Source organism: Pseudomonas serbiensis (assembly GCF_030580745.1).
Lineage (GTDB): Bacteria > Pseudomonadota > Gammaproteobacteria > Pseudomonadales > Pseudomonadaceae > Aquipseudomonas > Aquipseudomonas serbiensis.
In genome coordinates this window covers 37,791-62,550 of the sequence record NZ_JAUQOO010000022.1, presented here as the reverse complement: position 1 = coordinate 62,550, position 24,760 = coordinate 37,791, and the positions used below count along the sequence as shown (strand labels likewise).

General features: G+C 55.7%; 19 protein-coding genes. 9 read left to right on the top strand and 10 right to left on the bottom strand.

Annotated elements, in window-relative coordinates; all coding sequences use genetic code 11:
• Positions 1 to 46: 46 nt before the first annotated feature.
• The 8 genes from Q6A51_RS23310 to Q6A51_RS23275 form a co-directional block, all read right to left on the bottom strand.
• Positions 47 to 790, bottom strand: a complete 744-nt coding sequence (locus tag Q6A51_RS23310; protein ID WP_304575832.1) for an SDR family NAD(P)-dependent oxidoreductase — start codon at positions 788 to 790, stop codon at positions 47 to 49.
• Positions 791 to 874: 84 nt separating this feature from the next.
• Positions 875 to 2,452: an aldehyde dehydrogenase gene (locus Q6A51_RS23305; protein ID WP_304575831.1), complete on the bottom strand. Its 1,578-nt coding sequence runs from the start codon at positions 2,450 to 2,452 to the stop codon at positions 875 to 877.
• A 301-nt stretch (positions 2,453 to 2,753) separates the two neighbouring features.
• Complete coding sequence (locus Q6A51_RS23300) at positions 2,754 to 3,581, bottom strand: IclR family transcriptional regulator (protein ID WP_053078266.1); 828 nt, start codon at positions 3,579 to 3,581, stop codon at positions 2,754 to 2,756.
• A gap of 254 nt (positions 3,582 to 3,835) precedes the next feature.
• On the bottom strand, positions 3,836 to 4,126 hold the full coding sequence (locus Q6A51_RS23295) for a putative quinol monooxygenase (RefSeq protein ID WP_048392967.1): 291 nt from the start codon (positions 4,124 to 4,126) through the stop codon (positions 3,836 to 3,838).
• 55 nt (positions 4,127 to 4,181) lie between these two features.
• On the bottom strand, positions 4,182 to 5,594 hold the full coding sequence (locus Q6A51_RS23290) for an MmgE/PrpD family protein (RefSeq protein ID WP_048392965.1): 1,413 nt from the start codon (positions 5,592 to 5,594) through the stop codon (positions 4,182 to 4,184).
• Between the two features lie 69 nt (positions 5,595 to 5,663).
• Entirely contained in the window at positions 5,664 to 7,133 is a 1,470-nt protein-coding gene (locus Q6A51_RS23285; RefSeq protein WP_048392963.1) for an NAD-dependent succinate-semialdehyde dehydrogenase, read from the bottom strand.
• 44 nt (positions 7,134 to 7,177) lie between these two features.
• Positions 7,178 to 8,815 (bottom strand): GMC family oxidoreductase, encoded by a 1,638-nt coding sequence (locus Q6A51_RS23280; RefSeq protein ID WP_304575830.1) that lies wholly within the window; start codon positions 8,813 to 8,815, stop codon positions 7,178 to 7,180.
• Between the two features lie 121 nt (positions 8,816 to 8,936).
• Positions 8,937 to 9,785, bottom strand: a complete 849-nt coding sequence (locus Q6A51_RS23275; RefSeq protein ID WP_048392957.1) for an SMP-30/gluconolactonase/LRE family protein — start codon at positions 9,783 to 9,785, stop codon at positions 8,937 to 8,939.
• A 750-nt stretch (positions 9,786 to 10,535) separates the two neighbouring features.
• On the opposite strand from Q6A51_RS23275, the gene Q6A51_RS23270 reads away from it, so the two are divergent.
• The 4 genes from Q6A51_RS23270 (at position 10,536) to Q6A51_RS23255 (ending at position 15,262) form a co-directional block, all read left to right on the top strand.
• A complete protein-coding gene (locus Q6A51_RS23270; RefSeq protein WP_304575829.1) occupies positions 10,536 to 11,534 on the top strand; it encodes a sugar ABC transporter substrate-binding protein in 999 nt (332 codons plus the stop codon).
• Between the two features lie 47 nt (positions 11,535 to 11,581).
• Positions 11,582 to 13,114: a sugar ABC transporter ATP-binding protein gene (locus Q6A51_RS23265; protein ID WP_048392955.1), complete on the top strand. Its 1,533-nt coding sequence runs from the start codon at positions 11,582 to 11,584 to the stop codon at positions 13,112 to 13,114.
• Between the two features lie 3 nt (positions 13,115 to 13,117).
• The gene (locus Q6A51_RS23260; RefSeq protein ID WP_218232077.1) at positions 13,118 to 14,380 is read left to right on the top strand and encodes an ABC transporter permease; all 1,263 of its coding nucleotides are present in this window, start codon (positions 13,118 to 13,120) and stop codon (positions 14,378 to 14,380) included.
• Between the two features lie 105 nt (positions 14,381 to 14,485).
• Positions 14,486 to 15,262, top strand: a complete 777-nt coding sequence (locus tag Q6A51_RS23255; protein ID WP_048392950.1) for a glucose 1-dehydrogenase — start codon at positions 14,486 to 14,488, stop codon at positions 15,260 to 15,262.
• Between the two features lie 374 nt (positions 15,263 to 15,636).
• Here Q6A51_RS23255 and Q6A51_RS23250 read toward each other — a convergent pair whose 3' ends face one another.
• Complete coding sequence (locus Q6A51_RS23250; protein WP_048393611.1) at positions 15,637 to 16,692, bottom strand: tartrate dehydrogenase; 1,056 nt, start codon at positions 16,690 to 16,692, stop codon at positions 15,637 to 15,639.
• Positions 16,693 to 17,337: 645 nt separating this feature from the next.
• Here Q6A51_RS23250 and Q6A51_RS23245 point away from each other — a divergent pair.
• Positions 17,338 to 18,531, top strand: a complete 1,194-nt coding sequence (locus Q6A51_RS23245; protein WP_304575828.1) for an MFS transporter — start codon at positions 17,338 to 17,340, stop codon at positions 18,529 to 18,531.
• 38 nt (positions 18,532 to 18,569) lie between these two features.
• On the opposite strand, the gene Q6A51_RS23240 is transcribed toward Q6A51_RS23245, so the two are convergent.
• A complete protein-coding gene (locus tag Q6A51_RS23240) occupies positions 18,570 to 19,466 on the bottom strand; it encodes a LysR family transcriptional regulator (protein ID WP_304575827.1) in 897 nt (298 codons plus the stop codon).
• 130 nt (positions 19,467 to 19,596) lie between these two features.
• Between Q6A51_RS23240 and Q6A51_RS23235 the strand changes: the two genes are divergently transcribed.
• The 4 genes from Q6A51_RS23235 to ttdB all read left to right on the top strand — a co-directional run bounded on the left by Q6A51_RS23235 (position 19,597) and on the right by ttdB (position 24,729).
• Positions 19,597 to 20,682 (top strand): AbrB family transcriptional regulator, encoded by a 1,086-nt coding sequence (locus Q6A51_RS23235; RefSeq protein ID WP_095973883.1) that lies wholly within the window; start codon positions 19,597 to 19,599, stop codon positions 20,680 to 20,682.
• 1,061 nt (positions 20,683 to 21,743) lie between these two features.
• On the top strand, positions 21,744 to 23,075 hold the full coding sequence (locus Q6A51_RS23230) for a carbohydrate porin (protein ID WP_095973882.1): 1,332 nt from the start codon (positions 21,744 to 21,746) through the stop codon (positions 23,073 to 23,075).
• Between the two features lie 149 nt (positions 23,076 to 23,224).
• The gene (ttdA, locus tag Q6A51_RS23225; RefSeq protein WP_172898744.1) at positions 23,225 to 24,124 is read left to right on the top strand and encodes a L(+)-tartrate dehydratase subunit alpha; all 900 of its coding nucleotides are present in this window, start codon (positions 23,225 to 23,227) and stop codon (positions 24,122 to 24,124) included.
• The gene (ttdB, locus tag Q6A51_RS23220; RefSeq protein ID WP_048392943.1) at positions 24,121 to 24,729 is read left to right on the top strand and encodes a L(+)-tartrate dehydratase subunit beta; all 609 of its coding nucleotides are present in this window, start codon (positions 24,121 to 24,123) and stop codon (positions 24,727 to 24,729) included. Before ttdA ends, ttdB begins: the two co-directional genes overlap by 4 nt.
• Positions 24,730 to 24,760: the final 31 nt, after the last annotated feature.

The following is a 24,760-nucleotide window of genomic DNA, read 5'->3' as shown; positions in this document are numbered from 1 at the left end:
GGGCACGTTGCCAGCCGGCACCCACGTGCCCTGATGTCGCTACCTCTCAATGAAAGGAACGACCACCGTCAACGGCCAACGCCGTACCGGTGACGTAGGAAGATTCCGTAGAGGTCAAGAAGAGGATGGCCGCGGCGATCTCCGATGCATCGGCCAAACGCTTGAGTGCGTAATTGCTGACGTTGGCCCGGTAGCCGTCCGCCATCGGCGTGTCCACCATGCCTGGGCAGACGCTGTTGACCCGCACCCGTGGCGCCAACTCCGCTGCCATGCATCGTGTCAGGTTGATCACTCCACCTTTGGATGCCGCATAGGCGGTAAGGCCCGGCGCATTGGGTAGCAGGCCCGCCGCTGAGGCAATGTTCACGATCGTTGCAAAGGGCTCATCCGTCATCCATCGCAGACAGTTGCGCGAAACGATGTAGGTGCCCACCAGGTTGATCTCGATCTGTTGACGAAACTCATCGGCAGGTACTTCAAGGATGGAGCCCTTGCCCATGATCCCGGCGGCGTTGACGACGCCGTCGATACCGCCCATGTCCCGCGCCGCTTGCTCAGTGACTTGCGCTACAGCCTTCTCGTCGCTGATATCGACAGCGAAGCAATGGCCCCTGCCCTTGAACGCCGAGTTCAATGCCTCGCCATTCCTGTCAAGCAACGCGACGCTGGCCCCTTCCACTAGAAAGCGCTCCGCTGTCGCTCGCCCGATACCCGATGCAGCGCCAGTGATTACGATTCGCCGTCCGTCCAGACGGGCGTGGCTGGATTGATGAGAAGCCTTATCGGTCATTTTCTTGTTTTCCTTTTTTGTTCTGTAAGGACAAACAGTCATGAGCGCTGATGTCGTCACTCGCTCATGCTGCTATCAGCCGGCTCAACGCGGAATGAAGTTGTTTTGCGGGCGTGCATCTGCGATGGAAATCATCAGGCTTTTGGTTTCGAGGAACTCATCCACCGCCTCGATGCCCATCTCCCGTCCTATGCCGGACTTTTTCATGCCGCCGAAGGGCATCGTGTAGCTGTAGGTGCGGTATGTGTTGCCCCAGACCGTTCCGACCTCGAGCGCCTTGGCCATGCGAAACACGCGACCAATGTCACGGGTCCACACCCCAGCTGTCAGCCCATAAGCAATGTCATTGGCGATGGAGACAGCTTCAGCCTCGTCCTCAAAGCCGATGACGGACAGCACCGGGCCGAATACCTCTTCCTGAGCAATGCGCATCGAATTGGATACGTGGGTAAAAATCGTCGGTTCGACGAACTGACCGCCGCGAATGCCCGGCCCACTGGCAGGCTGACCGCCGAATACGCAGCGCGCTCCTTCTGCCTTGGCTATCTCGATGTAATTGAGCACTTTCTGATATTGCGGAGCGGTGGACATGGGTCCCATCTGGGTGGCCGGGTCCATCGGATTGCCCAATTTTACCGAACGCGCACCGGCAATTAACTGCTCGGTAAAAGCCTCCAAGATAGAATTTTGAACCAATAGCCGGGAGCCGGCCGTGCACATCTGGCCGCCGCCGCCGAAGATACCGGAGACAGCTCCGGCCACAGCTAGCTCCAGGTCCGCATCGGCGAAAACGATATTGGGTGATTTGCCGCCCAGCTCCAGAGCGACTCGTTTCATGTGGCGAGCCGCGGTTTCGTAAACTTTGGCGCCCGTTGCGTCAGATCCGGTAAAGGTGACCATCGCAACGTCGGGGTGCTCAACGAGCGGAGCGCCAATGCCAAGGCCCAAGCCTGTGACCACATTCAGGACGCCGTCCGGCAGACCGGCTTCCTTGGTCAGCGCTGCGAACTCCAGCGAACTGACCGAAGAAAACTCCGAGGGTTTAACCACCACTGCGCAACCTGCGGCTAATGCGGGGGCACACTTAAGCGCCAAAAAATTCAAGGGCGCATTCCAAGCAGTCAACGCAAGCACCACCCCAACCGGTTCCCGGGTAGTCATCGCAACGATGCCTTCTTTCTCGATCGGCATCACGGAGCCTTGGATCTTGTCGGCAAGGCCCGCGTAGTAATACCAAATCTCCGCCACGTTGCTGATCGCGCCGCGCATTTCCGCCAGCAACTTGCCGTTGTCGCGCACCTCAAGTTCGGCCAGACGATCAGCATTCTCCAAGGTCAGGTCACCGATACGCCGCATGATTTTTCCACGCTGGGTTGCGCTCATGCTTGCCCAGGGCCCGGACGTCATCGCGCGTTTGGCCGCAGACACCGCCGCGTCGGCATCAACTGCCACTCCCAGGGGAATTCTTGCCCATGCCTCGCCCAGATAAGGGTCCAGGGTGTCCATCCATTCGCGCCCCGCCGGCTCTTGGTAAGCTCCATCAATCCAATGTGCGTAGGTCTTCAACTGCCATTCTCCTTTCTGCTGGTTTGCGCCCTTGCAAAGGTGCGCGAAAATGCCGCACAGCAAAATAAAACTATCTCGCATAGTGGGATAAATCAACAATAAATCTATAGCTGACTTTATTGCCGTCGAGTTCAATATCGTAGGATCAGACAGGAACGATCCTGTCTGACTACGTTAAAAACAGGTGCAAGCACGCAATGGCGCACCGAAGACTCGGTGTTCCGGAGGGCGGGAAAAGCGATCAGTGGGAGGGAAGTAAACCGATAGACGGTGGCTTACGAGCAAAACTCTCTTAGTGGTAACGACCCATCCAGGCGGCCAGAATCAGGCGCCTGGATTCACGTAAGAAGGATGACCTTGGCTGGTCGGAGAGACCATTCACTCTGAGTTGGAACGGCTAGATGTTTACTTCTGCCTGGGCAAGGCGACTGGAGATCTCTCGCGCCGCGCGCTTGACAGATACCACCGCACGCTTGACGTCGACATCGCGCCGCTCCTTTTCATCCCAAGCAACGCCAATACTGCCCAAGACGATATTGCTCTCATTGATAATAGGCGCCGCCACACCATAGACACCGGGATTGAATTCGCCCTTGGTGATGAGATAGCCGTCTTTTTTGATTTTGCTGAGCGTGCTCCGGAACTCCTCCCATGTGTCGCCTAGGCCCGCTCGCTGTATATCGGGTTGCGCACGGCTATAAAGGCTTTTGAGCCGATGATGAGGGAAATAAGCAAGGATGACCTTGGACACGGCGCCTTGGAACAGTGGCCTGCGCTGCCCACGTCGAAAGCGATTTTCGGGACTCAGAGGCGCACGATGCTCCCGAATACATAGCACCGAGTCCCTGAACGCCGTACACAAGAGCGCCGAGTGACCGATCGTATCGACCAATTCCTCCAGCACACCCTTACTGGCCTGCAGCAGCGGATCGGTATTACGGATTTGTAAGTCCAGCTCGATAATGCGCGAACCCAATACGTAGTTGCCATTTCCAACGGTACTTAGCAAACCTGCAGAGTGCAGCGCCTTGATGTAGCGATACCCTGTAGACCGAGAGGTTTCGAGTGCTTCGATGATGGCAGTGGTCGATAACACAGCCTGATTGGAACTGAACAGATCGAGGATGCTGAGCATCTTTGTAAGACTGCTCGCGCCGTCGCGAGCATGCTCTTCTCTCTCGTCTTCAATGGCCGGGTTTTCCCCCTGAAGCGCTTCTATGTCCATTACCCACTCTATCCTACGTTAAAGGGTCCCTCGGAATACCTCAGGCCCCCGTGAAAACCATGATTGCGTTGCGCGCAATTCGGAGTGCGCTGGCTTTTGATCATAGTCTCAAATTGTAGGATCGAGCAAGAAACAGACAAACAACAAAAACTTTAATCCCATAATATGAATAAAATTCGAGATACACAGGAAAAGCCCGAAGTGACGATTGAACGTCATCGGGCTTGCCCTTAACGGCTCGTTTGACCTGTTGCCTATTTGTGGAAGGACAAAGGATGAAAGAAGTTTTCTTCGATCAAACCTTCTGTTTTTCGCAGAAACTCTTTCACATGCGGTGCGTGCACATGAGCCTCGAAATCCTCGTAGGTTTCCCATTCCTCGATGAACACGAAGCGTCTCGGCTCAGTGCGATCACAGTACATTTCATACTGGATCATGCCCTTTTCCTGATGAACAGGCTCGATCAACGCTTCAAGCGCCGCCTTTACCGCATCCAGATGTTCAGGCTTGGCCAGCGTTACAGCTACGCAGTGCACTCTTTCCATCGTACGGACCTCATTTTTGTGGTTCTTCAAAATAGGCTGCGCAGGTATCAACCCGTCATTGCAACGTGCGCATCAACTCGGCAACATCCTCGACGTCTTCCAGTAACTGCACCAGCCGCTGGACTTCTGCAATCCTGTGAGAGCTCAACGGACTCACCGCCACCGCTGCGCATTCGGCGAATTTCGAACAGAGATCGGCCCAGGTCATTGGGTTGTCCGCATTACCGGGAATATGGGTACCGGACCTTTCCCAGCGACGACCATCCGCTGCTACCACTTCGACACGCCCTAGTGGCAGTTCCAGCTTCCAGTCCAGTGACGCATCGGCGACCAAGGAAATTTTGTTGGCGGTGGCCAGGACCTTCGTATCACGCAGGCCCGACTCGGTGAAATCCAGCACACTCATGCCACGACGCACAGCTGCAACCGCGACGAGAAAAGGTAGGCTGAACTTCGCATCCGCCAACGTCGCCGGCGCCTTGCGTACGTCCAGCGGCTCGCACATGAGCGCGTGATAGTCGCCCACGAACAACCGGATTTCGGCGATATCGTCGGGCGCAAGATCGTTGTCCGAAACAATGTCGATAATTGCTTTCATATGACTGTGCGCGGTACCCACCGAGGGCCAGCGCTTGTACAAGGTGACGCTACCCTTGTAGTCGACACCGATATCCTCAAGGATTTTGTCTCGATCGTAACGGCCGTCGAAATAGGTGTTGAAAAACCCGTACCCGCCTTCAAAAAGACAATCGATACCAGGCACGCCTTTTTCCGCCATGAGCGCTGCTAGCACTGCGCCTTTGGCCGAAAAGCCGGCATATAAGCCGCGCAGGTCGCTACCCGTACCACACACCATCTCCATGATGCCCGAACACTGCATACTGGCGATGCCCAGGGCGTTGGCGGTCTGCTTCGCATTGAAGCCCATGACGCGCCCGGCAGCCGCGGTGGCAGCAAACACCCCCATAACAGTGGACAGGTTCCAGTCTTTCTTCCAACCGACATTGCACCGCAGTCGCGCAAAGATGTCCTGCCCGGCAGCCACGGCGGCAATCATGTCCTTGCCAGTCACGCCCCCCTTACGTTCGGCCAAGGCAAACACCGCTGGAATGATCGAGCTCGCCGCGTGCTGCCCCCAAGGTGTTTGATCGTCGTAGTCCAGGCAGTGCGCCAGCGCCCCGTTGGCCAGGGCCGCCATCGTCGCTGGGACGCGCCCCCCAAAGCCCAGAATCGACGCCTGGGGGGTACCTGCAGACTCCTTGACCACCTCGATGACCCCCAATACCGCAGGCTCCATCCCGCTCGCGGCGAGCATTACCCCAAAGGTATCGAGAATGCTTTTCTTCGCGGCTTCGCGTGCGGCCTCAGGCAAGTCTTCGTAACGCAGCCCGGCCGCCAATGCAGAGAAGTGATGGACGATGTCGGCGCTTATGGCCACGTGTTTCGCATTGAATATCTGTTCTGACATGAAACGGTCTCCCGTCGCTGCAACCAAAATCACGGCCCCGTACGCTGATCACAAGCTGGGGCCCCTTGCTTAGACGCGGACCGTCTTTTGCAGCACTGTCTTGCTGACCATGTAGGACTCAAGACTCCACGGCCCCCCTTCTCGACCAATCCCACTGTCCCTCATACCCCCGAACGGCGTATCGGGATCCGGCGCACCGAAATGGTTGATCGACAGAACTCCCAGGTCCAATTCGCGACTCAGCCGCTCGGCCTCCTCGAGAGTATTGGTGAAAGCAAACGCGGCTAAGCCCACGGAAAGGCTGTTGGAGATTTCGATCGCCTCATCAAGGGTCTTGAACGGGACGGCCACCGCGACCGGACCAAACGGCTCTTCGCGCATGATTTCGCAATCGAGCGGGGTATCGACCAGCAGCGTTGGCGCAAAAAAGTAGCCACGATCACCGACGCGATGACCACCCACGGCAGCCTTGCCACCGCGCTCGAGCGCGTCATCGACGAAATGCTGCATTGCCGCCAGCCGTCGCCCGCTGGTGACGGGTCCCATATCTGCCTTGAGGTCTAGCCCATCAGCGACACGCACCTGCTGCGCCGCTGCAACGAACCCAGCGACAAATTCCTCGTAAAGACTTTCGTGAACCAGGAAACGTCCCGGCGCGGCGCACCACTGAGAATTGATACGGATCTTGCTTTTGAGCGCCATCTTGCCGATTTCGCTCGCATCAACCCCAGCACAGACAATCACCGGCGCATGACCACCAAGCTCCATCAGCACCGGTTTCATAGCGGCTCCCGCCAAGGCGCTGAGGTGTTTCCCCACGCCGACCGAGCCAGTCAGCGTGACCATGCGAGTCACTGGAGAGTCAATCAGCGCCAGGGAAACCTCGGCGGGGTTACCAAACACCAGATTCAGGACTCCCTTGGGCAAGCCGGCCTGCTCGAAACATTGAACCATGGCGACAGCCGCCCCAGGCGTTTCTTCCGGAGCCTTCAGGATAATCGAGCAACCCGAACATAACGCGCCGCTGATTTTTCGACCTGGCGCGCTAAGCGGCACATTCCAAGGGGTGAAGGCAGCTACCGGCCCGATCGGTTGGCGTAGAATCAGCTTTTGCATCTGCGCTTCGCCCGGAACAATGGTGCCGTAAGCACGTAACGCCTGCGCCATGTCCCAATCAAAGAAGCTCGCCGAGCGTTCAACTTCGGCCCGCGCATCTGCGATCAACTTGCCATTCTCACGGGTAATGATCTGTGCGATTTCCTCGGCGCGCTCACGCACGCCAGCGATGGCACGAGCAATAATAAGGTTGCGCTCAACCGGTGGCGTCGCTCGCCATACCTTAAACCCCCGCTCCGCAGCGACCAATACGCGCTTCAAATCTTCGGAGTTGGCGCCGGGTACCGTAGTGAGCACGGCTTCGGTGCTTGGATTGCGGACTTCGAAACATGATGGACGATCAAAAATCCATTCACCATCGATGAACAAGCCAACTTGCGGATGCGTAGCATCGGCGACGTGACTTTGAGTTTCTGTGGACATGGGATTTTCCTCTGCAAGTGGCGACACGGTGTTCACCGACTCGCTCAATTAGTTTCGGCCAGGGAGCTGCTTGCGCGGCGCGCCAGCGCATCTTCACGAATCAGGTCGGCGGCTTTCACACCTATCATGATGGACGGCGCATTGGTGTTGCCCGACGTGATGAATGGCATGATCGAAGCATCTACCACCCGCAGTCGCTCGATACCACGGACACGCAGTCGTTCGTCCACCACCGCCATGGCGTCGTTACCCATCTTGCAGGTGCCGCCCTGGTGGTGGGCCGAGTTGCCGGTTTCGACCAGGTAGTTATAAATATCTTCATCCGTACGGACATGGGGCCCCGGCAGTTCTTCGGCGACCACCCGGGACTTGATGGGCTCGCTGTTCATGATTTTGCGTATCCAGCGCACACCACTGATCACGGCATTGACGTCGTAATCGCTGCTCAGGAAATTGGGTGTGTAATCGGCCGGGTCCGACCGGTTGGTCGAACGCAACGTCACTGTTCCCGTGGTGCTGGGACGCAACTGATAGACCGACACCCCGAGGCCAGGATGCTTTTCAACGTCAACCGTGCCGTCAGGGAAGTATTGAAAGGTCATGGGCCTGAAGCTGATTTGGAGATCAGCATAGTCCTCGTCCGGGCTACTTTTAACGAACGCCGCTACCTGGGAAGAGCCGAGGGCAAGATAACCTTTGCGGGTCATCAGGTAACGAAAGCCTTCCCAGTACTTTCGCAGGCCTACGAGGTTGGCGTTGTACGAACTGTCTGGGGTGCAACGCCAACCTGTGTGAATATAGAAGTGATCCTGCAGGTTCTGCCCCACCCCCGGGGAATCCAGGACCACAGGTATCGCGTGCTTTTCCAGTTCAGCCCGTGGGCCAACACCCGATAGCATGAGCATCTGCGGAGTCTTCAGTGAACCCGCTGACAAGATCACCTCACGCGCCGCATAGATCCTTTCCAAACGACCGCCCTTCAAAACCTCTACGCCGACGGCGGTGCGTCCATCGAATAAAACGCGCTGCAGTTCGCATCCGGTTCGAACCGTCAGGTTCGGTCGTTCAATGACCGGCTCGATAAATGCCCGGTAAGTCGACATCCGCTGTCCGTCCTGGATGTTATGCTGCATGAAACCCACGCCATCATGCACAGCGCCGTTCATGTCCTCGGTCACCGGGATACCGATACGGTTCGCGGCCTCTATAAAGTCGTAGCTACTCTTTTCCTTGACGATCGGATCGCTGATCCATAGCGGACCATTCGCTCCCCGGTATCGGTCGCCGCCCCGCTCGAAATTCTCCATTTTTTTGAAGTAGGGCAAAACATCTTCATAGCCCCAGCCTGGGTTGCCCAGGGCACGCCAGCCGTCAAAATCTTTCTGATGCCCGCGAATGAATACCATGCCGTTGATGGAGCTGGATCCACCGAGCAATTTGCCTCGAGGCCAGTACATTTCGCGCCCTTGGAGCTTGTCCATCGGCGCGGTGCGAAAGTTCCAGTTCAACAGCTTGTTAAAATACAGCTTGCCCATTCCTGCCGGCGTGTTGACCCAGAAACGATCTGCCGCGGGACCCGCCTCGATTAGCAGGACGCTGTTCTGTGGGTCGTCAGACAAGCCGCGCGCAACCGGACAGCCGGAAGATCCAGCACCGACAACGATGTAATCATAAATCTGCATTGACCCTATTCCTCGCTCTTTCAAACCTGGTAGCAACGAACAGGCGATGCCTGCCCGGGCTCAACCATGGGATGCCCTAACCGCAAACCGTTGTTATCAGCAGCCGATCTGGCTTCGTTGTTCAGGATCCAGCACGAGGAATGTCGACTTGCACTTGGTTAAGCGCCCCAAGTCGCTTGCGCGCTTGCTGGTCAGGGATCGTGCCATCATAGGTAGTAATAAAGAGGGTATGGCCGTCCTCACCGCCCAGTTCGCAGGCAACGGCGCTACCTGGGAAATGCAAACGATGTGTGATTTCCCCTCCCTCCAAGACCCGCAAAACTTCCCCTGTATTGAACGAGCAAACCCAAACACCGCCTTCTGCATCGGCGCACATACCGTCCGGCTCTCGTCCTGCGATGTCGGCAAATAGCCGGCGATTGGACAAAGATCCATCCAGCGCACGATCAAATGCCGTCAGCCGGCCGCGCCAGGTTTCTGCGACCACCAGCGTTCGCCCATGATTAAGAATTACCGCGCCATTGGGGAATTCGACGCCATCGCTACCGTGGCTGACGGTGCCATCCAGCTCGACGATATGGAGAGAGGTTTCGCGCTTCTCTTCGCCCATGAACAGGTCATAGCCAAAATTGCCGACATAGAGACAGCCATTGTCGGCCACCGCGAAATCATTCAAATCACCAGTGGCCCACTTCGAGAGGTCAGCGTGTACAAGCAACTCTCCATCCACCAGCTTCAATATCTGGCGAGCGACGGATGACACGATAAGAGGAGTTCCATCAGACAGGAATCCGAGACTATTAGGCCGCGGTGGCAAATTGTCTTTCAGCACAAGCCGGCGCCCGCTCACGTCGACTTGGTAGAGAATCGAGTCAAAGACGTCTGGCACCCACAGGCAACCGTCGTACCACCGAGGAGCCTCAAGGAAGACGAAATCATCAGCGAAGCGATGCGCCTTTAGCTCTTGCATGTTCTGCCTGCCCTTTCTTTTATTTTTAGATGAAAAACGGTAGAGCGAATGCGATCTGTGCAGACCACCGAGCGAAGCCCAATGAAAACCACCTGCTGTCACAAACCCTATCGAACAATAAAAATTGTGTCAATAAATGGGATTAATTAATTTACAGACATCCAAAGCTGGCCTGTAAATCCGGCAAACAGGTGAGTTCTGCGTAGGTTATCGGCATCGTGGACGGCTCATTATCATTGTCCTCAAAGGCCCGGCGAGACGCCTGAAGCCACACATCACTCGTGCTTCGGTGTGATCGTAAAACATGATTGGGTTGCCTGTTCCCAAGGCTTGGCACCTTAATCGTTGGGAATGACTGTAGGACTCCCGACGCCAACCGCCTCTTACAAATAGCGAGCGCTCCGATGGTGCAGCGATTCGGCGCGGCGCTGTGCCCCGCCAGACGGTAGACCCGAACCAGGAAATGATCGAATCAAAATCTGTTGCGCAATCCCACAATCAGGGATATGTTGATTTTGAGCAACGCAAAATTGACTCGAATGTGCCTAGCGAGAAATCCACCCTCCAACCGGTAGGGCAGGTATTCACGCAAAAGCGCCTGCAGATCGGATGAATGTGTCGTGCGCATCACGGCGGTTCGCCCTCTGAGTTTCGTGATTGGAAATGCGTGCTTTACCAAGGCAAAACCAAGAAAGACCTGACGCAAAACACAAAAACAACAACGTTTCGACAAGTTTCAGGGAGCTATAAATGCCGAATAAGAATTTCAGCGTGCGCCAAAACCACACTATCCGTGCGCTTTTCAAACACATGATCCCCGCCGTCCTGGCAGTGACTGCCACCGTCAGTAACGCTGCCGAGCTGACCTTCGGCTATGTTCCAGGCAACCTCGCCTATCCCTACAACGTAGCGACCGCTAAGGGCTTCGAAGCCGCAGCCAAAGCTGCCGGCGTAAAAGCAGTCATCATCGACCCGCGAGGCAGCGTCGAGAAGCAGGGCAATGCGCTCGACGACATGATCGCGCAGCGCGTCGACGCTATCGGTTTTCTGCCCCTGGATTCGGTGGTGGCGCAATCTTTCGTCGACAAGATCGTAGACCACGACATTCCCGTGGCTGCGGTTGCCGTGATGGTAGGTGACCCTCAGGAACGGGCGATCAACAAGCCCTACGAACAACTTGTTGCCTTGGTTACCACCGATGACATCCGCGCTGGCGAAGTGGCCGGTGAGCACGCAGCGACGCTGTTGCCTAAAGACCGTGTCGCAAAAATCGCAGTCGTCGAAGGCGTACCTGGCTACGCCGTGGTCAAGCAGCTCACCGAGGGCTTCAAGACGGGCCTGAAAAAAGCCGGCGCGAAATATGAAATTGTTGCGTCTCAGCCCACCGACTGGACGCCTGAGCAGGGCGAGCGCGTTTGCCAGAACATGCTGACTGCCCATCCAGACCTCGACCTCATCTTTAGTCAGGCCGAGGACATGGCCATTGGTTGCGCACGCGCCTTGGCTGCCCAAGGTTCAGAAATCGCCCTGGTCGCAACAGGGGGCGGTTCCAAGGTCGGGTCTACCGGGATCGCGGCTGGCGAAATCAATGCATCGGTCTGTGTGCGTCCCAAGCTGCTCGGCGAACTTCTCTTCAAGTCTCTTTATGAGTCTGTGACCCATCCGGAAACACCGAAAGGCAAGTACGTGACCTACGACCTGCCATTGCTGACCAAAGACACGCTCAACGCCTGCCCCGACAAGTGGTAAGCCGCTTTATATAAGCCGATAACAAAGAACAAAAACGGATTATCGAGATGACTCATCAAGAAACGCTTCTCATGCGGCTCCAAGGGGTTGCGAAAGAATACCCAAACGGGACTGTCGCACTGCGCGGCGTCGATCTCGACATTGCGAGGGGCAAGGTTCACGGATTGCTTGGCGCCAACGGCGCTGGCAAGTCGACCCTGATAAAGATCCTGTCCGGCGCGAATGCTCCCACGAGCGGTGAAATTGTCTGGCGCGGCAAGCCAGTGACGTGGGCGAGTCCAAAGGTGGCCAACGACATGGGCGTAGCCACCATCCACCAACATATACCGCTCGTGCCCACCCTCTCCGTGATCGAAAACGTCTTTCTCGGAAAGAACGGCACGTGGCGCTATCCCAATTCGATGCGCGAGCGCTTTGATGAGCTCTGCCAGCGCGTCGGCTACAGACTGGATGCCGATAGCAAGGTGTGCGACCTCTCGATAGGTCAGCGCCAGATGGCAGCGATTTACCAAGCCTTTGCCACGGGTGCGGACTTGATTGTCATGGACGAGCCAACCGCCTCTCTGGCTACAGAGGAGCGGGAAATTGTCTATGACACTGTCCGCCGCCTGTCAAAAGTAGAAAACAAAGCGATTCTCTTCGTCTCGCACTTCCTGGACGAAGTCATAGCTCTGACAGACTGCGTCACGGTCCTGCGTGATGGGGTCGCAGCCATGCGAGCCAACACCTGCGATCTGGACGAAAATCTTTTAGCCGAAGCCATTGTCGGCAAACCCATTGCCAAACAAGCGCGTGCGACCGCTCAACGCAACAGTTGCGCCGATCCATCCCGAACCGTGCTGGAACTGCAGAACGTCTCTTCCTCGGGCAAGCTGCACCCGATATCGCTGAAACTCGCAGCAGGCGAGGTCATAGGGATAGCTGGTCTTCTGGGCTCAGGTCGAAGCGAACTGCTGCACGCAGCATTCGGCGCCGACCCGCATGCCTCAGGCAAGGTCATACTCAATGGCCGGGAGATTGGGCGCAGCACCGGGGCTTCCGTGAAAGCAGGCATAGGCCTGGTGCCGGAAGATCGTATAAAGCAGGGCCTGGTACCGGATTTCGAGATCTGGCGTAACACTTCCCTGCCCGCCTTGAATTCCGTGTCGGCATTCAATTGCCTTCCCAACGAGCAACGTGAACTGAACCGTGGCTGGGATGCCATCCAACAACTCTCCATCAAGGCCAGTTCGCCTGACATTCTCGTCAGCGAACTCAGTGGCGGCAATGCCCAGAAGGTGACGATTGCGAAGTGGTTATTCAGCGACGTCAAGGTGCTTCTTTTGGACGAGCCAACCGCCGGCATCGATATCGGTGCAAAGACCGAGATCATCTTCCTGATCCGTCGGCTTGCCGCAGAAGGCAAAGCCATCATCGTCGTGTCGTCAGAGTTTGAAGAACTGCTCGCCGTCAGTGATCGCATCATCGTCATGCGCGATGGATGCTGTGTCGCGGAGCGCCCCGTCCATGAAACATCGGAACATGAACTGCTCCTGCTCGCTGGCGGTAAATGCGTTACTCCTGAAAGCAGAGGTCACTGAGCAATGGACAATCTAGCTATAGAGATAAAAACAATGAGTACAACAACTCAACCAAAAATCGAACCGGTGCGGCTCGCCAGTCAAAATGTAACACCGCCACCGCCCGCGCCTGTCTATCGTCAGGTTGATTGGCGACGCCTCTTCAGCCTGCGTGAAATGGGTGTCTATTATGCATTGCTGCTATTGCTGGTTGGCCTATCGTGTATCACGACTTACCTGGGGAAATCCAACTATCTCAGCGTTTTGAACATTACCAATATCGTCTATCAGTCCTCACTCATCGCCATTATGGCCGTGGCCATGACGGTCATATTGATCAGCGGTAATTTCGATTTGTCAGTCGCGTCGGTCGCGGCGCTTTCGGCCGCGATTCTTATCGGTTTCGCCGATCAGCTGGGCTTCTGGCCCGCATGCGCCTTTTCGATGACGGTCGCCATTTGCGCCGGCTTGCTGAACGGGTCCATCGTGCAATTCGTGGGTATCAATGCTTTTATTGTTACCCTCGGCACCATGACTGCGCTACGCGGCGCGGTTTTGATTTTCACTGACGGCCAATCTCTGTCTGTGCAAAAACCCGAAGTCATCGAAGCCATGAAAGCGTTCGAGTCGGGTCGCCTGGACGCTGGCGTGGTTGCAATCCTCCTGGGTGCGGTACTGCTCGGCATCAGCACCCTGCAAGCGGTGCGGGCACGAAAAGCGGCGAGACCCTTGACACCAGCCATGCTCGGAATGGCTCTGGGCGGCCTCTGCCTGCTAGCAATGAGCTGGGGCGCCGGGGGCAAAATCATGCTGCCGAAACCGGTCATCTACATGGCGATTTTCACCACCATCGTTTGGGTGACGCTGAGTTTCACCATGGTAGGCCGTCGCCTTTACGCCGTCGGCGGCAATGCCGAAGCCGCCCGCCTCTCCGGTATCAATGTTGTCCGTTACAAGTTGGTTGCCTTCGTGTTGTGCAGCGCCGCGGCGGGCTTTGCCGGGATCCTTTTTGCGAGCCGCCTGCGCTCCATCAACCCCGCAGCCCTGAGTGGTGCTGAATTGGCTGTTATCGCGGCGGCAATTCTGGGCGGCACTTCGCTGTTTGGCGGCGCCGGCAGTGTTATTAAAACCCTGGCTGGGGCACTGCTGCTTTACTCGCTCACCAACGGCTTCAACATCTTGAATCTGGGGGCGAATTATCAGGGGTTGATCGAGGGCATCGTGCTCATTGGTGCTGCCGCGCTATACACCGTTGGCAATAGCCGAAGCAAAGCCAAATCCAAGTGACCCTATGACCGAGACCGGAGCCCCGCCACTGTAACAGAAGGCGAGGCACTGGCCCCAATCTCTGCTCGAACCCTTCAGTAAAAAACAAATCAAGAGGACAGCACCATGACCCTATCTACCGCAGGGACCTATACCGGCAAAGTTGCATTTGTTACCGGCGCCGGTAGCGGCATCGGCCGCGCCACGGCCATCGCATTCGCCAAAGCCGGTGCCAGCGTTACGGCTGTAGACATTTCAGAAAAAGGTCTACAAGAAACCGCCGCACTCATCGAAGCGTTTGGTGGTCGGGTCCTCACCATCCCCTGCGATGTGACGAGCAGCAAGGGTATCAAAGCGGCTCTGGATAAAACCGTGGCGACTTTTGGAGGGCTCGACTGCGCTTTCAATAACGCCGGCATCGAGCAACCCGTGAACAAGCTCAAAGACATCGACGAAGACCTCTGGGACCGCGTGCTCGCGGTCAACCTGAAGAGTGTCTATCTGTGCATGAAGCACCAGATCGATATCATGTTGACGAATGGAGGCGGTGCGATCGTTAACACCTCCTCTGGGGCCGGAGTATTGGCGATCCAAGGGCAATCGGCTTACTGCGCTTCAAAGTACGGCGTCACCGCCATCAGTAAATGCGCAGCTCTGGAACATGCCTCCCAAGGTATTCGAGTGAATGCCCTGTGCCCTGGAATTATCGATACCGATATGATCTCTCGCTTCACTGGTGATACCGAACAAGGCCGCGCTCGCGTGATTGCACAGGAACCGATTGGTCGTATGGGTCGCCCCGAGGAAATTGCCAATACCGTCCTGTGGCTCTGCTCCGAACAGGCAGGTTTCGTCACCGGCCATGCCATGGTCATTGACGGTGGTCAGACTGCGGGAATCTGAAGCCCACACATCGTCGCATTGAGATTTCGCTGCCGGGCCTTATGGTTCGGCAGCGACGCCATTCATGGCCCAGCGTCACGTTCGCCAGAACCCAAATGACGCCCGCCCCAAACCGCCCCTGGCCGCCGCCCCGTTTCGTCCGAAACCGAAACCGAAACCGCCGCATATATCTCTGAGCTTATCAACGCGTCCCAGCGGTTTTTGCCGATATAGAACTCGTCGATGCCACGGGCTGACTTCGCATTTGCGTTTTGTCTGAAGAGGGACGCGAGTGGAGACTTGAGCGAGGAGCATATAAATCAAACTGCGGATAAGCCAAGGGCGGATCGATGATCCGCCCTTGGCTTTCGGCTGCAGTTTTACCAGTAGTGAAATCAGCGATTGATCAGTTCAAGTACCGCGTCGGTGATCTGCCGAGTAGTGGCTTTACCACCGAGATCAGGTGTATGCAGGCCGCTTTCAGTCACCGCTTCGATGGCCGACATCAAGCGGTTTGCGGCGTCCACTTCACCCAGATGTTCGAGCATCATCGCTGCCGTCCAGAACGTTGCAATCGGGTTGGCCACGCCTTTGCCAGTGATGTCGAAGGCAGAGCCATGGATCGGCTCGAACATCGATGGAAACTTGCGTGAAGGATTAAGGTTAGCCGTCGGAGCGATGCCCAGGCTACCGGACAACGCCGCAGCCAGATCGGACAGGATGTCGGCGTGCAGATTGGTCGCCACGATGACGTCCAAGGTCGAAGGTTTGAGAACCATGCGAGTCGTCACCGCATCGACCAACTCTTTGTCGATTTTTACGTCCGGAAAATCCTTGGCCACTTCGTAAAAAATCTCGTCCCACAACACCATACCGTGGCGTTGGGCATTCGACTTGGTGACCATCGTCAGGTGCTTGCGTGGACGGCTCTGGGCCAACTGAAAAGCAAAGCGATGGATACGCTCAACACCGGCCCGCGTGAAGACAGACACTTCAGTCGCCACTTCTTCTGGCAGACCACGGTGGACACGACCGCCATTGCCGGAGTACTCGCCTTCGGAATTTTCCCGGACCACCACCCAATCAATTTGGTCGCCGTTGATCAGCGGGCTTTTTACCCCTGGCAACACACGGGCTGGACGCACATTGGCGTATTGGTCAAAGCCCTGGCAAATCGGCAGGCGCAGGCCCCAGAGAGAAATGTGGTCAGGCACATTAAGCGCACCGACAGCGCCAAAGAAGATGGCGTCGAATGTTTTCAGTTCCTCAAGGCCGTTCTCAGGGATGTAGTAACCGTTTTTCAGGTAATTGTCCGAATTCCAATCGAAGTGTTTGAACTGCAAATCGAAACCGGATTTTTTTGACAGTGCCTCGAGCACCTCGACGCCCGCTGCAATGACTTCAACACCAATGCCATCACCGGGAACTGCAGCAATTTTGTACGCGCTCATTTTCATCTCCGCTCTTGTTTTGGCTCTTGCAACCCGCCATACCGGACTGGCCAGGCGGGGTCGTGAGCCAATTATATGGAGCGCAAAAAGAAGCAGAGTCGACTCAAAATCACTACATACATAACCTTGAGTTACGAATCAGAATCTTAACTGGGTTCCGGTAGGTGCAAGTGATGCTCCCAATCCTGGAAGTGTCTTGAACAACCTCCCGAAATGCCCAACGCGATAATCACAGGAATAACTCAGTCGGCGCTCAGTCGTAGCATCCAGAGAAGGAAGCCTGGGTTAGCGTTCGCCTTCTCACACGAACGAACCGCAGTGTTTCCATCACAGAGACTGGGAACGTCTGCTTCAATCTGTAGAACCCCGACAGAGGGAAATCGAAGCCGAACTGATTGCTGAATATGCGTCCTTTACGCAGCTGAATTATTCGCCAGCATTCATAGGTGCTTTCGGATTTCAGATCATTACAGATCATCCTTAGCACCCTATCATTCCACCTCAAACAATTCGCGATGAGGCAGTGACCCATCGCCCGCCGGGTCAATCCCTGGCGTTCTCAATTTCCTTGCATTCATTCGTCCATTTGCGCAGTGCCCCAAACGTTTGGGGGCGTTGTGTATTGGCTATTTCATGGGAACAACGATGACTACCTCAACTTTTACTTCGGCCCAGGCCGATAGCCGGATCTGGAGCGCCGTGGGGTCTTTGACACTCTGCGTCGCTCTGTTGATCGCGGCAGAGTTCATGCCCGTGAGTCTGCTGACTCCAATCGCCAACGACCTTCATACTTCTCAAGGGATGGCTGGACAGGCGATTTCCATTTCCGGTTTCTTTGCGGTGGTGGCAAGCCTCTGCATCGCCTCTATCGCCGGACGCTTCGATAGACGTCATGTCCTGATTTCAATGACCGTGCTGATGCTTGTTTCGCTGGTAGTCATCGCTCTGGCGCCTGGCTTCACTTGGTTGATGATTGCCCGAGCCTTCTTGGGGGTCGCCATCGGCGGCTTCTGGGCTTTATCCACTGCCACTGTCCTGCGAATAGTCCCCGAGGATTCGGTGCCTAAAGCCTTAGGCATGATTTACATGGGGCATTCGGTGGCCGCTGCATTTGCCGCGCCGATTGGGGCTTACGTGGGAGGCCATTTGGGATGGCGCTTCGTGTTCGCTGCGCTGGTGCCGATTGTCATCATTAACGTGATCTGGCAATACAAAAGCTTGCCCAAGATGCAGCCAGAAAAAACCATTCCCCTTTCCAGGCTGTTCGGCGTACTGAAACGCAGAAATGTAATGTTCGGTCTGCTGGCCGCCATGCTGACTTTCGGTGGTACGTTTACCGCCTTCACCTACTTGCGCCCATTTCTGGAACAAGTCACTGGCGTTGACTCGACCCAACTGTCGGTTTTGCTCTTAAGCCTGGGTATCGCCGGTTTCGGAGGTACATACCTCGTCAGTCGGCTGCTGGAAAAACAGTTTCTCTTTCAACTGTTGCGCTGGTTGCCAGTGGCCCTGGCTGTCATGACGGTAGCTTTGGCCGAGCTCGGATACATCTTCGCTGCCGCCGCCATCATGATGTTTGGCTGGGGGATGCTGTACTCAGCCATCCCGGTATGCTGGTCGACCTGGCTGGCCAAAGAAGTGAGCGATGAGCCAGAAACCGGCGGTGGGTTGATGGTTGCAGCTATTCAGATGGCGATCATGATCGGCGGCGCGTTCGGCGGGAGCCTATTGGATCATGTGTCGGTGGCTGCCCCTCTAATCGGCGGCAGCGCACTGCTCATCCTGGCAGCACTGGTGGTTGGAAACGGTGAGCGGCTCACCCAGTCCTCGCCGGCTTGATAGGCCCGATCGATGCAAGCGGCTGCCAAGAGCATCCGCTAGCCCAATAAAATGGTTCCATCGTCTTTAAGGACGCTCAGCAACATTTGTGCGGCCGGCGATAAATAGGCGCCCGCGCGGACGAACACGACGATAGTACGTTTCATCGTGGTTTCCTTCAGTCTCACCTCACGAAGGTGCGTGACCCCCTTGACGTCTTCGAGGGTCTCCCTGGCTAGAAAGCTCAGCAGGTTGGTTTCGCCAATCAGGCGTGGTAACAAAGAGATTGAGGTGGTTTCGATCTGTACCTGAGGTAAAGGCAGATCCCTGGACTGGAACGCATTGTCTATCCAGCGCCGCGCCGGCACAGTGGAGGCCGGCAACACCCATTGGTACTGACACAAATCGCGTAACTCATAGCCGGCGCTGAATAATGGATGATGACGGCTGGCGACCACCACCGCCTCGTCGTCAAACAAGGCATGAAACTGCAATAGCGGATCCGCTTCGTATTGTGGGCAAATCACCATATCCAGCCTCCCGGAGAACAGTGATTCGCGCAGTAAATCGTCTTGGCCGATCACCAAGTTCAAGGTGATCTGCGGCGCACGCGAAAGCAGTGTCGCGGTCAGGTGTGGGAGCAGGTGATCAGCCATGGAGGCAGCGCAGCCCAAGCGAATGTTTCCCATCACACCGTTTGCAAAATCACGTATTTCTCGCTGGGTTTCGGCAACGCTCTGCTGCAGCTGTTTGCCACGCACTTTTAGCAACTCTCCCACTGGGGTGAGCTTAATCCGCCGCCCATCGCGCTCGAACAGCCGGGTCCCTAGAGACTCCTCAAGCCGCTGGATGCTTTTAGACAGCGCAGGCTGACTGCGGTTGAGCTTTTGCGCAGCCCGGCCCAGGTGCCCCAACTCGGCGATGATTTCAAAATAGGCAAGATCACGCAGATCCATATCCATCAACCAAAGTTATCAATCAATCGATATTAGAAAATAGACTTTATCAAACCAGGTATCAATAATTATCAGCACATCGATAGCGATGCCACGCCCCCGCGGCGACCAGCGTTTTGGAGTACGACTCTTGTCTTCTTCTGCCAGATTTTCCCTGCATATCTACCCCGCGCCGCTTCAATGGTTGGCGCTTGCACTGTTGGCTGGAGCGGGCGGTCAGTTGCTGAGGTTTCTAGAGGTGCCCGCAGGCCAATTCCTGGGGCCTATGCTGGTTGCCATCATGTTCGGCGTATGCGGTGCGAGCATTCGACTGCACCGCTACGCCTTCAAGCTTGGCCAGGGCTGCATCGGCATTCTTGTCGCTCATTCGATGACACTCGCCGTACTCGTTTCGATAGCACAGTCCTGGCCAATGATGCTGTTTGCGACCGTGGTGACGGTCAGCCTTAGCGCGCTGGTGGGGCTTGCGTTGGTGTGGATGGGCATCCCGGCCAGTACCGCAGCTTGGGGTACATCGCCAGGCGCAGCTTCTGCCATAGTCTTGATGGCTGACGAATACGGTGCCGATTCCCGAGTAGTCGCCACTATGCAATATGTGCGCGTGGTGTGCGTGGTAATGATCGGTGCGTTGGTGAGCAACTTGCTGGAAGCACCGGTCGGAGGAAGCGAGGTGCATGCTGCAGACGTCGCGTTGCAAAGCTTCGGCCTGCTGCATCTGGGCCTCACAATCGTCACTCTACTAATCGGTGTGGCGTTGGGAAATCGATTGCCGGCCGGTGCGCTGCTGATGCCGCTAATGTTGGGCGGAGCGTTACAGATCAGTGGCCTGTTGCATATCACCCTGCCCAGTTGGTTACTCGCTATCGCCTACGGCGCTATTGGTTGCTACGTTGGCTTGCGCTTTGATCGAATGACCGTCAAATACGTCTGGCGGCGATTGCCGGCAATGATACTGGGAGCGCTCCTGATGATCGCTTTGTGCGCATTGTCCGCATGGCTGTTGGCAGCAGTGTTGAACAAGGACTTCCTCTCGATTTACCTGGCCACGAGCCCAGGAGGGCTCGATACGATGGCAATCATCGCGGTGGACACGCACTCCGATGTAGGACTGGTATTGGCCATGCAGACCCTACGACTGTTTGCGGTCATCCTGACGGGAGCTTTTGTGGCGCGACTGATTATTCGCTTGGGCAGTTACCGTCGGATAACGTTATAGGCTTGAGCCTCACCGCAACGATCTCCAGCGCAGAAGCCAGCGTCCGCGGCTCTGCTCCTCCCCTTCCCTTCTCCAAGAGGCGGCAGCGTATGGCTGCCGCACATCTAGCACTCTTGCGCATCATTGAAAAATCCGTTTCGGCCAGGTGTCAGCCACTGCATGCCAGGCTGCGCTCTGCGCTGACAACGCATCTCCAACGAATGAGCGCCTTGGGTTAGACGCGCCACGACGAGCTCACTGTGGTCCAGCCCATGAATTCATACTTCAATTTCATCAAATAAATCCCACAATAAGATTTTTTCAAAAAAATAAATGCACAAGCATTAGCTTTTAGGCATCAGCCAGATATTTTACATATTATAAAATATATAACTAATTCAATAATTTAAGAGATTTATTTGTCTATATGGTCAGTAAAAACATCAGACTCTTCGCTAAAAACGGAAACCAGACAAAAAACAGCCTGTTGACTAAAAATCCCACCATGTGCATATTTGCCACAACGACGCAAGCGAATGGCAGGTGACAGCCTGATGTCGAGCAAAGCAAGCATTGCTGCTTGGGCGCATGCCCAATGCTGACTGATCAATTCCGTTCTTGACCGACCATCAAGGGCCCATGAGCGCGAATCCAGCAGAACTCGGCTGTAGGACGCCGACCTGAGAATTTTCGATAACGCTAGCCAGCACAGCGTGAAAGTTCATAGGTATTTATAACGAAGTCACGAATGAATCTTCTCCATAACAATCAGAATCGGAGAGTCGCTCCATGGCCAAGGTAAATATGAGCACACGTTCTCTTGCCCCCTATGAGCTGTTGCGCCCAGCCCCATCAAAGCCACTTCTAAAATCTTCTGCCTGTCTTCCCAAGCCCGCTTAGCTAAGCGTTTCGCCCCCCAAATATCCAATTAATAACCCTAGAGGTCGCTATCGCCGAAAAACACTAGACGCGTCGTACCACTCAATGCCATTGCACAACACCCTTAGGCCGATACTCAGTATTCGGTCGACAGCGGGGTGCGCTCAATTATCTGACCAACAAAAACAAAAGCAGAGATCAAGATGATTACCCACTCGAACCGCATTACCCGGAACAAGATATCAATGGCACTGCTGCTGCTTTGCGGAGCGACCAGCAGTCAGGCGCAAGAAGCCTTCAATCCCGAGTCCCCCTGGATGTTGGGAGACTGGGGCGGCCTACGCTCAGAATTACTGGAAAAGGGTTATACCTTTAACGTGCTCTACACGGGCGACGCCGCGACGAATCTGGCCGGTGGCTACGACTCGCACACCACGGCGCGGTATACCGACCAACTTGCACTGATGAGCAATTTTGACCTTGAGAAAATACTCGGTTGGGAAGGCGCTGATTTTCAATTCACGATATCGGATCGTAACGGGCGCAATCTCACCAATGATGTCATCACCGATCCTCGGGTAGGCGGCATCAGTCAGGTTCAAGAGGTATACGGACGCGGCCAGACCTGGCGCCTCACGCAACTCTGGTATCGTCAGAAATTCTTTGACGGCGGGCTGGATATCAAACTGGGCCGCATGAACTTTGGCGAGGACTTCGGCAGCTTTCCCTGCAAGTTCCAGAACTTGGCGTTCTGCGGCGCGCAGCCGGGTAACTGGGCCGGCGATATCATTTACAACTGGCCAATCACTCAATGGGCGGGCCGGGTCAAGGTTGCATTGAGCGATAACACTTATGCGCAAATTGGTGCATACGAGCAAAACCCGTCCTATCTGGAAATAGGCAACGGTTTCAAACTCAACAGTAGCGGCAACGAAGGAGCCCTGATACCCATCGAGCTGGTCCATACCACGTCGCTGGGGGCCGGGCGGCTGCCAGGGGAATACCGCGTGGGGGCCTATTACAGCAGCCGTAACGCAAACGACGTCAACACTGAAGAAAATGGCGCGCCCAAATCCCGCGATAGCAAACACGGCGCATGGATTGCTGCGCAACAGCAAGTCTGGAAAGACCCAGACTTCGCCGCTCGCGGGGTGTCGGTGTTTGCCTATGCCACAGTGCATGACAAAGCCGCCAGTATGATTGATCGCTCTGTGCAAGCAGGCGTCTTCTATACCGCGCCGTTCAAATCCCGTCCAAATGACGAGATCGGCGTCGCCATCTCCAATATCCATGTAAATGAACGTTACAAGGATAACCAGCAACAAATGAACGACCTGGCGGGCGTCAGCGACTATGACGATCCTCGCTACACGCCGACGCAAGGTTCGGAAACCAACATGGAAATCTACTACGGGTTCGGCGTCACCAAATGGCTGACCGTGCGCCCCAACATCCAGTTTGTTGGTAACCCCGGCGGTGTCAGTGAAGTCAAGGACGCGTGGGTCGCAGGTTTGAAGTTTGAGACCAGCTTGTAATCCAAATCTGAACCCAGATGAAAGAGTTAAACCAGCACAACGCGCTGGTTTAACTCTCGATTAGGCAGCCGACGATAATTAGAAATTCTTCAACAGGCCCACCAGCCATACAAACCAATAAGCCTAGTGATGCGATGAGGAAAATAGAAGTGGATAAAGAAGCAGCCGTTGAATCGTTGACTGACGTCATGGCCAAGTTTACTGCCTATATTGGTAAGCGCTTGCCGACCGACGTAAAAAAGAAGACCGCCCAACTGCGCGCAGCGGAAACCAATCCGCTGGCCATCGCCGTCTACGACTCCATGGCGGAAAACCAGGACTATGCTGACAAGCTCGACAGACCGAGCTGCCAGGACACCGGCGTGATTCAGTACTTCATCGCAGCAGGTGCTAAGTTCCCGCTATTGGGGGAACTTGAAAACATTCTGGAAAATGCAACTCTGGAAGCAACCATCAAAGGCCCGCTACGTCATAACGCCGTAGAGACCTTCGTCGAAAAGAACACAGGGACCAACACGGGCTCCAAAATTCCGTGGCTTGACTGGGAGATTATCCCGGACGCCGATTACGCAATGATCGATGTTTACATGGCTGGCGGCGGTTGCACACTACCGGGCTCCGCTAAGGTTTTGATGCCTGGTCAAGGCTACGAGGGCGTAACGGAATTTGTTTTCGACGTCATTACCTCCCGCGGCGTGAACGCTTGTCCGCCGTTGCTGGTGGGCGTCGGCGTGTCCACCTCCGTAGAGACAGCCGCCCGTTTATCCAAGCGGGCCATCCTGCGACCAGTCGACTCCAGCCATCCCAACGAAAATGCAGCCTTGATGGAACGGCTTCTTGAGGAAGGCCTCAATGAGGTCGGCATCGGCCCACAGGGCCTGACCGGCAACAGCAGTGTGATGGGTGTGAACATCGAGTCTTCAGCGCGCCATCCATCGACCATCGGCGTTGCCGTCTCCACCGGTTGCTGGGCACATCGCCGCGGCAAAATCCGCATCAATGCCGACCTGTCCTACGACATCCTCTCCCATGAAGGAGTAGTCCTGTGATTAAAGTCCTCAACACACCTATCAAGGACGAAGATCTCGCAGAGCTCAATGTCGGCGACGTGGTTTACCTGACTGGGCAATTGGTCACCTGCCGCGACGTGGCTCACCGACGCCTCATCGAGCTCAAACGTGAACTACCGGTAGATTTGCGCGGCGGGGCAATCTTCCATGCGGGCCCCATTGTGCGTAAAAAAGATGATGGCAGCTTTGAGATGGTGTCCATTGGCCCAACTACCAGCATGCGAATGGAGAAATTCGAAAAGCAGTTCATCGAGGAAACCGGCGTCAAGATGATTATTGGCAAAGGTGGCATGGGGCCCGAAACCACCGCAGGCTGCCTGGAGAACAAGGCCGTACATGCCGTATTCCCTGGCGGTTGTGCGGTCCTTGCGGCCACCAAGGTGGAGGAGATCGAACGCGCTGAATGGCAGGATCTTGGAATGCCGGAAACCCTTTGGGTTAACCGGGTCCGGGAGTTCGGTCCGCTGATCATCTCCATCGACACCAAAGGCAATAACCTTTTCGAACAAAACAAAGCGCGATTTAACGAACGCAAAGGTGCAATCATCGATAAAATCAACGCTCAGGTTCGCTTCATCAAGTGACCTGGTAGATCGGCCGCGACCTGGCAACGTG

Excerpts from the sequence above, each read along its gene's own strand:
- Q6A51_RS23310 (WP_304575832.1), bottom strand. The coding sequence starts at position 790 with ATGACCGATAAGGCTTCTCATCAATCCAGCCACGCCCGTCTGGACGGA.
- Q6A51_RS23300 (WP_053078266.1), bottom strand. The coding sequence starts at position 3,581 with ATGGACATAGAAGCGCTTCAGGGGGAAAACCCGGCCATTGAAGACGAG.
- Q6A51_RS23295 (WP_048392967.1), bottom strand. The coding sequence starts at position 4,126 with ATGGAAAGAGTGCACTGCGTAGCTGTAACGCTGGCCAAGCCTGAACAT.
- Q6A51_RS23290 (WP_048392965.1), bottom strand. The coding sequence starts at position 5,594 with ATGTCAGAACAGATATTCAATGCGAAACACGTGGCCATAAGCGCCGAC.
- Q6A51_RS23285 (WP_048392963.1), bottom strand. The coding sequence starts at position 7,133 with ATGTCCACAGAAACTCAAAGTCACGTCGCCGATGCTACGCATCCGCAA.
- Q6A51_RS23280 (WP_304575830.1), bottom strand. The coding sequence starts at position 8,815 with ATGCAGATTTATGATTACATCGTTGTCGGTGCTGGATCTTCCGGCTGT.
- Q6A51_RS23275 (WP_048392957.1), bottom strand. The coding sequence starts at position 9,785 with ATGCAAGAGCTAAAGGCGCATCGCTTCGCTGATGATTTCGTCTTCCTT.
- Q6A51_RS23270 (WP_304575829.1), top strand. The coding sequence starts at position 10,536 with ATGCCGAATAAGAATTTCAGCGTGCGCCAAAACCACACTATCCGTGCG.
- Q6A51_RS23265 (WP_048392955.1), top strand. The coding sequence starts at position 11,582 with ATGACTCATCAAGAAACGCTTCTCATGCGGCTCCAAGGGGTTGCGAAA.
- Q6A51_RS23260 (WP_218232077.1), top strand. The coding sequence starts at position 13,118 with ATGGACAATCTAGCTATAGAGATAAAAACAATGAGTACAACAACTCAA.
- Q6A51_RS23255 (WP_048392950.1), top strand. The coding sequence starts at position 14,486 with ATGACCCTATCTACCGCAGGGACCTATACCGGCAAAGTTGCATTTGTT.
- Q6A51_RS23250 (WP_048393611.1), bottom strand. The coding sequence starts at position 16,692 with ATGAGCGCGTACAAAATTGCTGCAGTTCCCGGTGATGGCATTGGTGTT.
- Q6A51_RS23245 (WP_304575828.1), top strand. The coding sequence starts at position 17,338 with ATGACTACCTCAACTTTTACTTCGGCCCAGGCCGATAGCCGGATCTGG.
- Q6A51_RS23240 (WP_304575827.1), bottom strand. The coding sequence starts at position 19,466 with ATGGATCTGCGTGATCTTGCCTATTTTGAAATCATCGCCGAGTTGGGG.
- Q6A51_RS23230 (WP_095973882.1), top strand. The coding sequence starts at position 21,744 with ATGATTACCCACTCGAACCGCATTACCCGGAACAAGATATCAATGGCA.